Origin of the sequence: Paeniglutamicibacter sp. ZC-3, assembly GCF_025847175.2 — a bacterium.
GTDB lineage: Bacteria > Actinomycetota > Actinomycetes > Actinomycetales > Micrococcaceae > Paeniglutamicibacter > Paeniglutamicibacter sulfureus.
The window spans coordinates 85,109-99,272 of sequence record NZ_JAOYTG010000011.1 but is presented as its reverse complement, the minus strand read 5'-3'; the positions used below and the strand labels follow the sequence as shown (position 1 = coordinate 99,272).

The following is a 14,164-nucleotide window of genomic DNA, read 5'->3' as shown; positions in this document are numbered from 1 at the left end:
AACCACCCACCCACCGTTTTGTCGTTCGCAACGCCCGACCCGAATGAAGCCCTAGGAGTAGAGCTCGCTCTTGGCCGTGTTGTGCTTGGCCTTCTGCCAGCCGATCCAGAGGCCGACTGCAATCAGCGGGATGCAGGCAATGGTGTACAGGCCGAGCGGGAAGACTTCGCCGCCCGGTCCGGTGAGCGTGTCAAAGCCGATCAGCACCGTGATGATTGCCAGGGCGATCAGGCCCGCCCAGCTGGTGTAGGGCGCCCCCGGCATCGGCAGGGAAGAGACCTTGCCGCGCTTCTTGCGCAGCATCAGCTGGCAGGCGAAGATCGAGCCCCAGGTGAACAGGACACCGATCGATGCGGTGTTCAGGGCCAGGTCGAAGGCGTAGGTTCCGCCAAGCCAGACGTTGAGGATGATGCCCACGAAGTACACGCCGCCGATGGCCAGGATGCCGGCATAGGGGACGTAGCGCTTGTTCATCTTGGTCAACCACTGCGGGGCGTGGCCGTTGTTCGCCATCGCGCGGAAGACGCGGCCGATGGAGTACAGCCCCGAGTTGCAGGAGCTCAGCGCCGCGGTGATGACCACGAAGTTCATGACGCCGCCGATCCAGCCCCAGCCCAACTGGTCAAAGACGGTGACGAACGGGCTTTCCCCGGCCTTGTACTGGTTCCACGGCACGATCATGGCCAGCAGCGTCACCGAGCCGACGTAGAAGACGACGATGCGCACCACGACGGCGCGGATGGCTGCGGGGACTTCCCTGGCAGGGTCTTCCATCTCGCCGGCGGTGATGCCGACCAGTTCGATGGCGTTGTAGGCGAAGATGACGGCGTTGAGGACCAGGATGGTGATCATGAATCCGCGCGGGAACATGCCGCCCTCGCCGGCGAACAAGTTGGAGACCGAGGCGTGCCCGTCCCCCACCTGCGCGTTGGTCACCACGAGGTAGGTGCCGATGCACAGGAAGAGCACGATGGCAGCGACCTTCAGGAACGATGCCCAGAACTCGAACTCGGCAAACGCCTTGGCGCTGAAGAGGTTCACGGCGATCAACAGGCCCAGCGCGCACAGCGCTGCGGCCTCCACCGGGACGCCCGGGAAGAAGTAGGTGAAGTACAGCCCGATGGCGATGAGCTCGGCAATGCCCGTCATGGCCCAGTTCAGCACGTACATCCAGCCCGAAAGGAAGGCGCCCTTGGCCCCGAAAAGCTCACCGGCATAGGAAACGAAGGACCCCGAGGACTGGCGGTACATGATGAGTTCGCCCAGCGCACGCATCAGGAAGTAGGCAATCACACCGGCAATGGCGTAGGAGAAGATCAAGGCGGGCCCGGTCGTGGCCAAGCGGCCACCTGCGCCCATGAACAGGCCCACGCCGATGGCGCCACCCATGGCGATCATCTGGACGTGCCTGCGGGTGAGGGTCTTCTTGTAGCCCTCGGCCGTCACGTCGGCGTCTCTGGTGGAGGTATCGGGCTGGTGTTCTCGGACGTTGTGGGGTTCCACCGCGTAGCTCCTTTGGTGACTCAATCTACCCGCATCGATGCAACGGGGAGGGCACCAGGCCAGGCCCTTTTCAGGGGTGCCCGCTCACACATTCAGTGGGGGTGCAAACGGCAAACCTACCGCACTTTGCCATCCAACATGAAGTTGGGCAACCAGCCAAAACGCCGCTCAACTGTGATCCTGGACACCATGCGTTTTGCAATCACCCTAGTGAGATGAATATTTGACGTGGATCACAAGCCCAGGCAAAGAGCAATTATTAATTGTTCAACAGTTGCGCCAGAACTGATGGCCATGGGTTTCCGCCGATCCACAAAGCCGGGGGCCCGAGCCGCTTTCGCCCCCGCGGCTGCCGAACCTATAGCATTCATGGTTGTGAGCACCCATGATTCCACCGAACAATTGCCAGCCAAGGTTTCCGACATTTTCGACCCCATGCAGTGGCGCGTGGTCGAGGGCTTCGACCTCGAGGACATGACCTACCACCGCCAGGTCGAACGTGATTCCGCCGGCACGGTCGTTCGCGACCTGCCAACCGTGCGGATCGCCTTCAACCGCCCGGAGGTCCGCAACGCATTCCGCCCCGGCACCGTGGACGAGCTGTACCGCATCATGGACCACGCCCGCATGAGCTCGGACGTGGCAACGGTGCTGCTGACCGGCAACGGCCCCTCCCCCAAGGACGGCGGGCATTCCTTCTGCTCCGGCGGGGACCAGCGCATCCGCGGCCGCGACGGCTACCGCTACGCCGAGGGAGAGACCGCCGACTCGATCGACCCCGCCCGCGCCGGACGCCTGCACATCCTTGAGGTCCAGCGCCTGATGCGCACCATGCCCAAGGTCGTCATTGCAGTGGTCAACGGCTGGGCCGCCGGAGGCGGGCACTCGCTGCACGTGGTCTCGGACCTCACCATCGCCTCCCGCGAGCACGGCAAGTTCAAGCAGACCGACGCCACCGTCGGCTCCTTCGACGCAGGCTACGGTTCGGCGCTCCTGGCCCGCCAGGTCGGGCAAAAGAACGCCCGCTCGATCTTCTTCCTGGCCCGCGAGCACTCCGCAGAGGACATGGTGGCCATGGGCGCGGTCAACGAGGCCGTGGACCACGCGCGCCTCGAGGAAGTCGCCCTGGAATATGCAGCGGACATCGCCAAGCAATCCCCCCAGGCCATCCGCATGCTCAAGTTCGCCTTCAACCTGGCCGACGACGGGCTGGCCGGGCAGCAGGTCTTCGCCGGCGAAGCCACCCGCATGGCCTACATGACCGACGAGGCCGTGGAGGGCCGCGACGCCTTCCTCCAAAAACGCGACCCCGACTGGTCAGCCCACCCGTACTACTTCTAGGCCCAAGGAACCCCGGCACCCATGAATCCAGATTCCGCGCTCGTTGCCCTTTCAGCATCCCTGAACGAGGAAGGGCCGGCCGTGGAGATCCTCCCGGGCACCACGAACAACGAGTACGTGGTGAACCCGGTGGCCCGGGCGGAGCTGGAGGGACTCGAGGGAATCGCGGCGGTGGTGCGCACCTCGGGGTCCACGGGGACCCCGAAGCGCACCGCGCTGTCGATCGATGCACTGGCCTCCTCTTCGATGGCCACGGCCGAATACCTCGGATTCGAGGGCCAGTGGCTGCTCCCGTTGCCGATCCATTTCGTGGCAGGCCTGGCCGTGTTGACCCGCAGCCTGTATGCCGGAACCCGGCCGTGGGCGATGAACCTGGAGCAGAGCTTTACCGCCCGGGGCTTCAATGAGGCCGCCTCGGCCCTGACCGACCGCAAACGCCTGGTCTCCCTGGTCCCCACCCAGCTGCAGCGACTGTTGGAAGATCCGGACGCGGAGACCATTTCCACGCTGCAACGCTTCGACGCCATCCTGCTGGGCGGGGCACGTGCCCCGCGCGCGGTCCTGAAGGAGGCAGCAAGGCATTCGCTTAAGCTGCACCTCACCTACGGTTCCAGCGAGACCGCCGGTGGCTGCGTCTACGATGCCCGGGCCCTGCCCGGAGTGCAGGTCAAGGTCGTCGACGGGCGGATCATGCTGGGCGGGCCAACCATCGCCTCCGGCTACCTCGGGAACGCCGGCCTGACCGCCAGGCACTTCAGCGTAGACGGGTCGGGGGTGCGCTGGTACGCGACCGACGATCTGGGAAGCTACGCCGACGGCATGCTTTCGGTGTCCGGGCGGGCCGACGACGTCATCATCACCGGCGGTGTCAAGGTCTCGGCCGCCCAGGTCCAGCGCGTCCTCGAGGCCCTGCCCGGTGTCTCGGCGGCGGCGGTGGTTCCCGTGCCGGATGCGCAATGGGGCCAGCAGATCGCCGCCGCCTATGTGGGAAGCGCCGCCCCCGAGGCCCTGTCCGCGGCCGTGCGCGCATCGCTCGGTGCCGCCGCGGTGCCGCGCCGACTGCAGGCGCTCGAGGCGCTGCCGCTGCTGCCCAATGGCAAGGTCGACAGGATGTCGCTCGCCGCCTGGCTGGCTGAAACACCACGCTGACCTGCCGGCCGCGGATCCTGGCAGCGCGCCGAACCGTCGATACGCGCCGGACTTGGCCTGACGCGGGTGATCCTGACGTATGGTGGGCATTATCACTGGCCAGCTTCGCTTTTGCTGCCCAGGCCAACTGTCGGATCAGCACAAAGAGGTGTTATTTCATGAGCAAAACAGCCGCACCGCAAGGTGGAACAGCTATTTCCCGGGCCATGCGGCCCGTCAACAACCTTGTCGAACGATTCATCCCCTCGGCCCTGGTCTTCGCCATTGCCCTCACCTTCATCGTGGCGCTGCTGGCGCTGGTCGTCACCCGTTCCAGCCCGCTGCTCATCGTCCAAAGCTGGGGCGACGGGCTGGCGGGCCTGTTGGCCTTCATCACCCAGATGGCCCTGGTGCTGATGCTGGGATTCATCCTCGCCAACACCCGGCCGGTGCGAAGGCTCCTGCGCTTTTTGGGACGCGTCCCGCAGACCGCCCTGGCCGGCTACGTGTTTGTCTTCCTGGTGGCCGCCGTGGCTTCGCTGATCACCTGGGGGCTGGGCCTGGTGGTCGGCGGGCTACTGGCCCGGGAGGTCGCTGCCCAGGGCCGCGAACGCGGCATCGCCTTCCATTTCCCGATGCTGGTTGCCTCCGGGTTTGCCGGTTTTGTCGTCTGGCACATGGGCTATTCGGGTTCCGGTCCGCTGACCGCGGCGACGCCCGACTCGTTCATCGCCAAGCAGCTCGGCGGCCCGCTGTCGATTTCCGAGACCACTTTCTCCTCCTGGAACATGATCGCCGCCGTTGCCGCCATCGTCATGGTTGCCCTGTCCCTGTACCTGGTGGCCCCGCGCGGGAACGACAAGATCGTGGAACTGGTCCAGGACGCCCGTGAGGAACTCGTGGCCGTCGACGACGAGGTCACCACGCCCGCCGACAGGCTGGACGCCAGCCGCCTGCCCACGCTGCTGCTCGGGGCGATGCTGCTGGCCTACCTCGTCATCCACTTCTCCACCGGCGGCACGCTGACCCTGGACATCGTCAACTGGTCCTTCCTGGCCCTGATCCTGGTGCTGGTGCGCAGCCCGTTCGAGCTGATGGCGCTGACCAAGCACGCGGCATCGAATGTCGGGGAGATCCTGCTGCAGTTCCCGCTCTACGCCGGAATCCTGGGCATCATGACCGGGACCGGGCTGATCCAGGTGCTCTCGGATGTGTTCGTGTCGATCTCCACGCCGCAGACCTTCGGCGTGCTGGCGTTTCTCTCGGCCGGGTTGGTGAACTTCTTTGTTCCCTCCGGCGGCGGGCAGTTTGCCGTGCAGGCGCCGATCATGCTCACCGCGGCGGCGGAACTGGGCGTGGACCCGGCCATCCCGATCATGGCTGTGGCCTACGGCGACCAGTGGACCAACATGATCCAGCCGTTCTGGGCCCTGCCACTGCTGGCAATTGCCGGGTTGAAGATGCGTGACATCCTGGGATACACCACGATTGTGCTGGTCGCCTCCGGGATTGTTTTTGCCGCGACCTTGCTGATCGTCTCGTTCTAGGTACGTCCCGGGCGCCGCCGGAATTTCTCCCCTGCCACCGCGCGGGAGAGAATGGTAGCTGCATGTTTTTCCCGGCAGCGAGAGGATTGATGGTGGCTACGATTGCCCAATGGGTTGAGGGCGCACGCTTGCGGACCCTGCCCATTGTGATTGCGCCGGTGATTATTGGCACGGCGGCCGCCGTGGACACCACCGGAAAACTTGCCTTGCTCGAAGCCATCCTGGCCCTGGTGGTCGGGCTGCTGCTCCAGGTCGGGGTGAACTATGCCAACGACTACTCCGACGGCATCCGCGGCACCGACGATGTCCGCGTGGGGCCGTTGCGACTGACCGGATCCGGCCTGGCAAAACCCACCACGGTCCGAAACGCTGCCTTTGCCTGTTTCGGGCTCGCCGGGATCGTGGGAGCGTTCCTGGTGGTGTCCACGGCATCCTGGCCGCTGCTATTGGTCGGCCTGGCGGCCATCTTCGCCGCGTGGGGTTACACCGGCGGCAAGAACCCCTATGGCTATCGGGGGCTGGGCGAGGTATTCGTGTTCATCTTCTTCGGCCTCGTGGCCACGCTGGGGACGGCGTACACCCAGGCACACCAGTTGACGCTGCCTGCCTACATCGGAGCCGTGGGAACCGGCCTCATCGCCACCGCACTATTGATGGCCAACAACATCCGTGACATCCCCACCGACAAGGAAGTCGGAAAGATGACTCTGGCAGTGCGGCTGGGAGACCCTGCCGCGCGCATCAGCTACGTCATGATGCTGACCCTGGCCATCCTGTTGCCGCTGGTCATGGTGTCCACGCACGCATGGATGTGGCTCGTCCTGCTGACGGTGCCGTTGTGTGTGCTGCCAAGCTGGACGGTGTTGCGCAATCACGAGCCCGGCGCACTGATCCCGGTGCTCAAGCAGACGGGCATCATCAACCTCGTCTACGCGGCGCTTTTCACAGTGGCAATCGTGATGGAGCTGGCTCTGGCCTAGCGCTTCCGTCCGCGACCATCGCGTCGGAAAAATTCGTGCCCAGAGGCCCGGCCATCTCCATGACCTGGCCCCTGGGTGTTACAGATAGGTACGACTACCAAGGCTTCCTCAGGCCTCATGGTGTTCCGGCCAAGAACACACCTGCGATGGGACGCCGCTCCACGGTCCGTCGACAGGCCTGTAAACATCATTGGGGGCTGGCGGTGGCACCTGGTCCAGTTGCATCCGCCAGCCCACCGCGGAGACACGAATCCGTTGGGTTACTGCTCGCCGTCCAGGAACCGGTCTTCGGCTGCTTCGTCGTCAAGGTCTTGCCGGGACTTCTTGGGCCCCTTGGAGTTGAACATTTTTTGCACGTCGGCGTTGGCCGCCACGCGCAACTTGTTCAGGAACAGGTAGCTCAGGGCAAACGCGATCACCAGCGCGACTAGGCCCGCGGTGAATATGGGCCACATCAGGAGATAAGCCAGTGGTAGGAATACTGCGAAAAAGAGGGCCAACCGAATCACGGTGTACTTGAAGAACTGCACCCGTACAGTCTAGACGCAGCCAGAACACAGATAAATTCACTAGACTGTATCTATGGTCCGGAACTTTATTTTTATGGCATTGGTTGCACTCGCGATAACCATCTATGCCTTGATCGAATGCGTGCGCACTCCCTCGAGCGAGGTCCGTTCACTGCCCAAGAGTGGCTGGTTCGCTGCCATCATTTTGCTGCCGCTGATCGGGGCGGGGCTGTGGTTCTGGCTGGGACGACCCAAGTCGGTTTCCGACGAACGGCCGGCACAGACACGCAGGGGCGCAACCGGAGCGCCCGACGATGATCCCGAGTTCCTTCGCAACCTGGAAATCCAGCGGCGCAACAAGGCCCGCGAGGAGGAAATGCGCCGCAAGGAAGCCGAATTGAAAGCGCTCGAAAGCAAATTGCGCGAAGACGGCAAGCCCGGCGACGAAAACGGCAAGCCGCGCGATGAAGGCGGCAATCCCACGGAAGACACCCCGCGACACACGCCGTAGGGAATATTCCATCGGCATCACCCCATGGTCGGATGGCCCACGAATTTCGTGGGCCATCCGACCATTTGCTTATTTTCCCCTGACGGTGATGATCCAGCCCAGCTTGTGCAGCACACTCGCCCATCGCGCCGTGCCTTCCATTGTCCGCACAGAGGGCATGCCTGCTCCTGGAGTTTCATTAATGACGGTATTGATGTCGCGACAATCGGCCCATTACTTCACTTCACGCAACTGCTAGCGGCTGGTGACCCTGCGCGGTGGCGAACTCGAGCATGTGGGTCCGGCACCTTGTGGTGGGGATTCCAAGGTCAGGGTCATTCTCCTTGCCCGCGATGACGTACGAAGCGGCGCCCGGTGACCAAGCGGCCCCTACAATTTTGGTCGGGGCGAGTTCCTCGTTAAAGCAAACAGCCTCTGCTCCCATTCGGGAACAAAGGCTGTTTCTTTGTGGCGGGGACAGGATTTGAACCTGTGACCTCCGGGTTATGAGCCCGGCGAGCTACCGAACTGCTCCACCCCGCGTCGGTAGATACAACAATAACAGTGGATGACCCAGCCACCTAATCGAGCGGTCAATTAGGTGAATTTACCTAGAATTGCGGCATATTCAGGCCATCGACGGTCACGTTCAGCCATTTTCATTGCCTAAAAACCGGCGAACACAGAATATTGCACAGTGAACTCGGTCACCTTCGCCATGGAGTGGGCGCTTCCGGCAGTCTCCCCTTCGGCAGATTCGCACCGGTGTTGCCGAGCCCCGCCCCTCCGGCGGCTTGGGGCTGCTGCATCCGCCCGCGAGGCCGCTCCCCCGGCGCATTAACGCCGGTGGCCCCGTACCCGTCATTTGACGCGTACGGGGCCACCGGGCTCCAAGGGCTGGCCTTAGATGCCGGCGTAGGAGTGCAGGCCGTTGAAGTAAATGTTCACGATGGTGAAGTTGAAGACGATGCAGAGGTAACCAATGATGCTTAGCCAGGCCGAACGGGCACCTGTCCAACCGCCCGTTGCCCGGGCGTGCAGGTAGCCTGCGTAGACAACCCAGATGACGAAGCTCCAGACTTCCTTGGTGTCCCAGCCCCAGTAACGGCCCCAGGCTGCCTCGGCCCAGATCGCTCCGGCCATGACTGTGAAGGTCCACATCACGAAGGCAACCGCATTGATGCGGTAAGCAAAGTTTTCCAGAGGTGCTGCGCCGGGGACCAACCGCATGAACGGCATCTTGTCCTTCTTGCCTGCGGCAAGTGCATCCATTCGGGCATGTTGCACGAGTTGGAGCACGTTCATGGCGAAGGTGATCGTGAACAGGGCCGAGGCAAGTACCGCGATGGAGACGTGAATGATCAACCAGTAGCTCTGCAGAGCGGGCACCAAGTGGGCCACGGGAGTCGGGAAGCCCATGGTGGCGCCGCACAGCATCACGGTGACCAGGCCGATGACGAAGGTGCCCATGAAGCGAAGGTCCTTTTTCAGCAACACGATCGAAAATACGAGGGCCACCAGGAAGGATCCTGTGGAGAGGAACTCGTACATGTTGCCCCAGGGCACGCGAGCGGCCGCAATGCCACGGGCAACCACGGCGAAGCCCTGCAACAGCACGCCCAGCCAAGTCAGGGAAACGGCAACCTTCGCTGCCATGCGCTTTGCGGAGGCTGTTGTGTAGTCCATGGATTCATTGACCAACGGGTTCGACGAACCGTCCGCCGGAGGGGCATCCCGGACACCGGCCGCAACCAAGGTCTTCTGTTCCGATGCGAGCGTTGCTGCATCGATCTCTTGGATTATCTTGCTGGACTTGGCAAGGTCCCATGCGAAGGCGATAAAAGCCGAGGCGTAGACAATTGCCGCCAGCAACATGAACAAGTCGCTGTACTGTCCCAGGGCCACATTGATCGTGGGCATGTCGTTTTCCAAAGGGTCTCCTAGACTCCGGCTCGCGCATTCGCGGGCCACTGCTGCTCAAGAAGCTTACGCAGCTCCTTGGCTTCGGATTCAAGTCGGTGGTCTTCACCACGGGCCAGCAATCCGTATTCGATTATCCGCTCTTCGCGGCCCGAGCCGTCAACGGAGTTCTTGATTTTCACCCAGGCACGGCGGCGCGGGGTAAAGAGCGAGATGGCCAATCCCAACAAGGCAAGCGCAGCAAAGATTGCCACCGGGCGCTTGCTGGGGTCGTAGGCGATATCCACGCCAATGAAACGCTTGAGCCCATCAAAGGAAATGCTGCCCTTTCCATCGGGCAATTCGTACGTCTGCCCGGCACCCAAGACAATTCCGCCTGCATCAAGGTTTCTACTGTTGAGTTCGGTGAGCTCGTCAGTTTCAAGCACGTACACATTCTGTGGCGTACCGTCATCCAGTCCCAGGTTCCCGTAGTAGGAGTTCAGCTGCAGCTGCGGATTGATCGCGTTCGGGTCGCCGGATATTGCAAACCCAGTCTCATCGGTCATGGCCGTGGGCAGAAGGAATCCCTGGAATCCAAGTTGCTCGGGATTCGCGTCGGGGACCTTGACGACCATCAACGAGGTGTACATGCCATCCTGGGGCACCGAGACCACGGGACCGCTGAAGGAGATGTCTCCGTTGCCGTCACGTACTGTAACCACGGGGGCGTAGCCGTTGCCAACCAGGTACATGTCAGCGCCATCGATGCGCAACGGATGGTTGACCCGAAGTTTTTCCTTCTCAGGTTCGGCATCCGGACTGCGCCGGGTCTCGACCTCGGCCGTGAAATCGATTGGCTGGCCGAAGTGCGTCGTGGATTCGCGGTCAAAGGTGATATTGAACTTGTCGAGCTTGACCGAATATGGATCCAGGGAGTCTTCCTGGAACCAGGTTCCGGGCTTGAAGGAATCGTAGGACACCAAGGAATTCACGAAGGTCTCCCCCTCGACAAGTACCCGCTGTCCGTTGTACCCGAAGGCGCCACCGACTCCAACCGAGGCCAATAGGCCAACGAGGGAGATGTGAAAGAGCAGGTTGCCGATTTCACGACTGTATCCACGTTCCGCGCCTACTGATGGGCTGGCACCCTCTGGCCTGGCTTCGGAGCGGTACCCACGCTTCTTGAGAAGCCCGGTGATATCCCGTACGACTTGTTCGTCGCTGATTCCCGACTCGTCAGCAGTCTGGATCTCGATGGTGCCGTTCTGGGGCAACCGGTTAAGTCGCGACGGGGTTCTGGGTGGCGGTGTGCGAAGCGCCTGCGCGTGCTTTTTTACGCGCGGCAGGATGCACCCGACCAGGGAGATGAACAGCAATAGGTAGATCGCCGAGAACCACACCGAAGAATAGACGTCGAAGAGCTGGAAACGGTCGAGCCATTCCCCGGTCGTCGGCTTATTGGTCAGGTAGGTTGTCACCTGCTCCGGGTTGATGGAGCGCTGGGGGAAAAGCGACCCGGGTACTGCTGCCACGGCCAAAAGCAGAAGCAGGAAGAGCGCCGTGCGCATGCTGGTGAGCTGGGTCCAGCCCCATCGGAGCATGCCCTTGAAACCGAGGGCCGGGACCGCTACATCTTTTTTAGAATCTCTTTTTGCCATTAGATGGGCAACCTGACCTCATTGGTGAACCAATCCTGTAATTGCGTAACCCAGGAACCCCATAGGCCGGTGGCCATCAAGATTCCCAGAAGTATCAACATGCCGCCGCCGAAGCGCATGATCGCCAACTGGTGCCGACGGAAGAACTTCATGGCCCCCATGCCACGCCGAAGCGCCGTGGCGATGAAGAGAAACGGGAGCCCCAGACCCATGCAGTAGAAGAACGTCAACAAGGCACCCTTGGCGGGGTTTGGGTCGATTCCTGTGCTCATGGCCAGCACCGCAGCCAACGTAGGGCCGATACATGGCGCCCATCCCAGGCCGAAAGTGACTCCCAGAACCGGAGCACCCCAAAGGCCGGCAGGTGGTTTCCGATGGATCTTCGCATCGCGTTGCATGAAGGAAAAGCCACCCATGAAAACGACACCCATGAGAATCACTACCGCGCCCAAGACCTGGATGATCCAGGCACCCTCGAATTGCATCCACGCAGCGATTTGCGAAAAGACCACGCCCGCCAGGACAAAGACGGCAGTGAAGCCCAGGATAAACAGGCCGATGCCTGTGACCATACGGCCGCGCTTTTGATCTGCGAGGTCGGCACCGGACAGGCCAGTGACGTACCCCAAATAGCCGGGAACCAAAGGCAACACGCAAGGCGACAGAAAGGAGACGAGCCCTGCAAGGATGGCAACGGGAACCGCGAGAATCAGTGAACCGTCCTGGATGATCTCAGCAAATTGGTTGCCTTGGGCCGGTAGCGTCAAGGCGCCGGCCAGCACGGAGTCGATCACAACGACTCGGTGAGAGCCGTGGTTATCAGGGCCTTGAGTGTGGGTTTGTCGGCAACACCAAGAATGCGGGCAGAAACGCGCCCCTGCTTGTCCAGCACCAACGTGGTCGGTACGGCCTTAAGCGGAACGTATTTGGTCATGGCGAGTTGGATCGTCCCCTGAGTGTCCTGCACAGAGGGGTATTTGATTCCGAAGGTGCGCTCAAAGGCTTCTGCCGCTTCCTTCTCATCCCGCACGTTGATGCCGATGAATTCCGCTTTGCCCTTGAACTCCTCATTGAGTTCGACCATGTGCGGGGCTTCGATCCGGCATGGAGCACAAGCCGCATACCAAAAATTCAAGACAGTAGCCTGCCCGGCCCAAGTGGCCGAATCGATAGTGGTTCCGTCATAGGCCACCGCGTTGATCTTTACGGTTTCGGTGCGTGAAGCTGGACCGTATTCCTCCACAGAACCGTCACCGGCAATGTAATTCTTGTTGTTGCCTTCCCTTGCCTGCTTGGCTAGGGGATCTTCGTCCCCCACACACGCTGCCAGCGGCAGCACGGCGGCACCAAGCAGTGCTGCGCGCAAGAATGTACGTCGTCCCAAGCGCTGTGCTCGGGACGAGATGGGATCGATCATGATCTCAAGCTCCAGGGATGTTCGCAGCGTTCGCCAGAAGGTCCACGCTAGGTTCTGCATATCGGACTGCGACCAGACTTTCACCATCAAAGTCCAGGCTAGTCACGGAGGTGAGAGTGCACTCGCGTTTCCGCGGGTCGTGCCATAGGGCTCTGCCCTCGGCGGAGCGGCGTGTCACCCAGATGGGCAGCTGATGGCTGACCAAAATGGCTTGCGCCCCCCGTCCGCCAAGTTCGACCGCGCGATCACGGTGTTCAACAATGGCGGTCATCATTCGTTCCACCTGGTCCCGGTAGGGTTCCCCCCAGGATGGACGAAATGGATTGACGACATAGGACCAATATTTTGGTTCCCTCAGTCGATTCTTGATCTGGGAAAGTCCTTGGAAGCGGTTCTCCGCTTCGATAATGCGATCATCTGTCATGATTTCCAGGCCCAAAGCCTGCGACGTCGGCATTGCCGTTTCCTGAGCCCGAACGAGCGGAGACGACACCAAGTAGGTGATATTGGCACCCGCGTTCCGTTGCTCCGTGAAGTATTCCGCGGCGCGCTCGGCCATTTGGTTGCCTAGATCGGAAAGGTGAAATTCCGGTAGTCGACCGTAGAGGACCCTGTCCGGGTTATACACTTCGCCGTGACGAAGCAGGTGAACGGTGGCAGTCGACATAGTTTAAGTGTCTCAAATCTTTGTACCGTTACCTAAACCGGACACTTGATTTTGCCCACGCACGAGGCTCATGGCGAGCACCGAAAGCGCAATTGCTGAACCGGAAACGACATCGCGTCCTCGTCGGCGGCGTGCGATCCCTGTCCCGAGGAAGGACTTCGGCGAGTGTCCCGATCCAATCGGAAAACCATCCTTTCGGAGGGGTGAAAAGCAATCTTCAACCGATATCGTGAGGGTAAGCCGTAGTTCGTCAAACTAAAGGAGCAGGTCATGTCAACCCCTGAGAATGATCCCGTGAACCCAGAGAAGCCATCGCAGGAACCGGCACCCCCGCAGTACGGACAGCGCGCACCGCAGGATCCGAATGCCGCCGGACAACCTCCCTACGGCCAACCTCCACAGAACGGGACTCCGCCAACTAATCCGTACGGCCAGCACCCCAACCCGTACGGCCAGCCCGCCCCAGCAAACAACCCATACGGTCAGCAGCCGCCGCAGACGCCCTACGGCCAGCAGCCATACGGCGGCTTCCCCGTTCCGCCGCAAGGCAACTTTGCTCCGCCCCAGATGCCGACCCATCGACCCAAGGAACTGGACACCTCCTTCTGGGCAATCATCGCGGCCGGCGTCGCATTCCTGCTGAGCTCGGTGTTCGGTTTGAGCACCACCGCGATCATGGAGCAGCTTCGGGCAGTCCCCGAATTGGAGGAACAGCTTTCGGCTGCTGGCATGAGCGTCTCCGACGCAATTCCCATGATCCAGACCACCGCAATCGTGTTCGCCGTGATCGGCTTGTTGATTTACGTTCTGATCGCGTTCATGATCCGCAAGGGAAGCGGCGTTGCACGCATCTTCGCGACGATTCTGGCTGTCCTGTCGTTGTTCAGCATTGCCAGCGGGGTCCTGACGGCCCTTTCCGTCGTCCTGGGAGTGGTTGGCGTCGTGTTTGCCTGGTTGCGTCCCTCCAGCCAGTACATTGCCGCTCGTCGGGCAGCACGTAAAGCCGGATACCGCTAATCATC

At 61.7% G+C, this 14,164-nt stretch carries 13 protein-coding genes and 1 tRNA gene; 6 read left to right on the top strand and 8 right to left on the bottom strand.

Features of this window, described 5'->3' with window-relative positions:
- Positions 1-51: 51 nt before the first annotated feature.
- Positions 52-1,503 (bottom strand): amino acid permease, encoded by a 1,452-nt coding sequence (locus OIU93_RS12730; protein WP_264270451.1) that lies wholly within the window; start codon positions 1,501-1,503, stop codon positions 52-54.
- Positions 1,504-1,878: 375 nt separating this feature from the next.
- On the opposite strand from OIU93_RS12730, the gene OIU93_RS12725 reads away from it, so the two are divergent.
- The 4 genes from OIU93_RS12725 (at position 1,879) to OIU93_RS12710 (ending at position 6,499) form a co-directional block, all read left to right on the top strand.
- Entirely contained in the window at positions 1,879-2,844 is a 966-nt protein-coding gene (locus OIU93_RS12725) for a 1,4-dihydroxy-2-naphthoyl-CoA synthase (RefSeq protein ID WP_372342924.1), read from the top strand.
- Between the two features lie 21 nt (positions 2,845-2,865).
- Entirely contained in the window at positions 2,866-3,993 is a 1,128-nt protein-coding gene (locus tag OIU93_RS12720) for an AMP-binding protein (protein WP_264270449.1), read from the top strand.
- Between the two features lie 158 nt (positions 3,994-4,151).
- Entirely contained in the window at positions 4,152-5,519 is a 1,368-nt protein-coding gene (locus tag OIU93_RS12715) for a short-chain fatty acid transporter (RefSeq protein ID WP_264270448.1), read from the top strand.
- Positions 5,520-5,611: 92 nt separating this feature from the next.
- Positions 5,612-6,499: a 1,4-dihydroxy-2-naphthoate polyprenyltransferase gene (locus OIU93_RS12710; RefSeq protein WP_264270447.1), complete on the top strand. Its 888-nt coding sequence runs from the start codon at positions 5,612-5,614 to the stop codon at positions 6,497-6,499.
- A gap of 260 nt (positions 6,500-6,759) precedes the next feature.
- On the opposite strand, the gene OIU93_RS12705 is transcribed toward OIU93_RS12710, so the two are convergent.
- Entirely contained in the window at positions 6,760-7,029 is a 270-nt protein-coding gene (locus tag OIU93_RS12705; protein WP_264270446.1) for a DUF4229 domain-containing protein, read from the bottom strand.
- Positions 7,030-7,102: 73 nt separating this feature from the next.
- On the opposite strand from OIU93_RS12705, the gene OIU93_RS12700 reads away from it, so the two are divergent.
- Complete coding sequence (locus OIU93_RS12700; RefSeq protein ID WP_264270445.1) at positions 7,103-7,519, top strand: PLD nuclease N-terminal domain-containing protein; 417 nt, start codon at positions 7,103-7,105, stop codon at positions 7,517-7,519.
- A gap of 448 nt (positions 7,520-7,967) precedes the next feature.
- Here OIU93_RS12700 and OIU93_RS12695 read toward each other — a convergent pair.
- From OIU93_RS12695 to OIU93_RS12670, 6 genes are all read right to left on the bottom strand, one after another.
- Positions 7,968-8,041 (bottom strand) — tRNA-Met (locus tag OIU93_RS12695).
- 360 nt (positions 8,042-8,401) lie between these two features.
- On the bottom strand, positions 8,402-9,418 hold the full coding sequence (gene ccsB, locus OIU93_RS12690; RefSeq protein ID WP_264270444.1) for a c-type cytochrome biogenesis protein CcsB: 1,017 nt from the start codon (positions 9,416-9,418) through the stop codon (positions 8,402-8,404).
- 20 nt (positions 9,419-9,438) lie between these two features.
- Positions 9,439-11,058, bottom strand: coding sequence for a cytochrome c biogenesis protein ResB (locus tag OIU93_RS12685; RefSeq protein WP_264270443.1), 1,620 nt, complete (start codon positions 11,056-11,058; stop codon positions 9,439-9,441).
- Positions 11,058-11,840, bottom strand: coding sequence for a cytochrome c biogenesis CcdA family protein (locus OIU93_RS12680; protein ID WP_372342923.1), 783 nt, complete (start codon positions 11,838-11,840; stop codon positions 11,058-11,060). The genes OIU93_RS12685 and OIU93_RS12680 overlap by 1 nt, the downstream gene beginning before the upstream one ends.
- An 8-nt stretch (positions 11,841-11,848) precedes the next feature.
- Complete coding sequence (locus OIU93_RS12675) at positions 11,849-12,475, bottom strand: TlpA disulfide reductase family protein (RefSeq protein ID WP_264270442.1); 627 nt, start codon at positions 12,473-12,475, stop codon at positions 11,849-11,851.
- Between the two features lie 4 nt (positions 12,476-12,479).
- Complete coding sequence (locus tag OIU93_RS12670) at positions 12,480-13,142, bottom strand: histidine phosphatase family protein (RefSeq protein ID WP_264270441.1); 663 nt, start codon at positions 13,140-13,142, stop codon at positions 12,480-12,482.
- A 270-nt stretch (positions 13,143-13,412) separates the two neighbouring features.
- On the opposite strand from OIU93_RS12670, the gene OIU93_RS12665 reads away from it, so the two are divergent.
- A complete protein-coding gene (locus tag OIU93_RS12665; protein WP_264270440.1) occupies positions 13,413-14,159 on the top strand; it encodes a hypothetical protein in 747 nt (248 codons plus the stop codon).
- Positions 14,160-14,164: the final 5 nt, after the last annotated feature.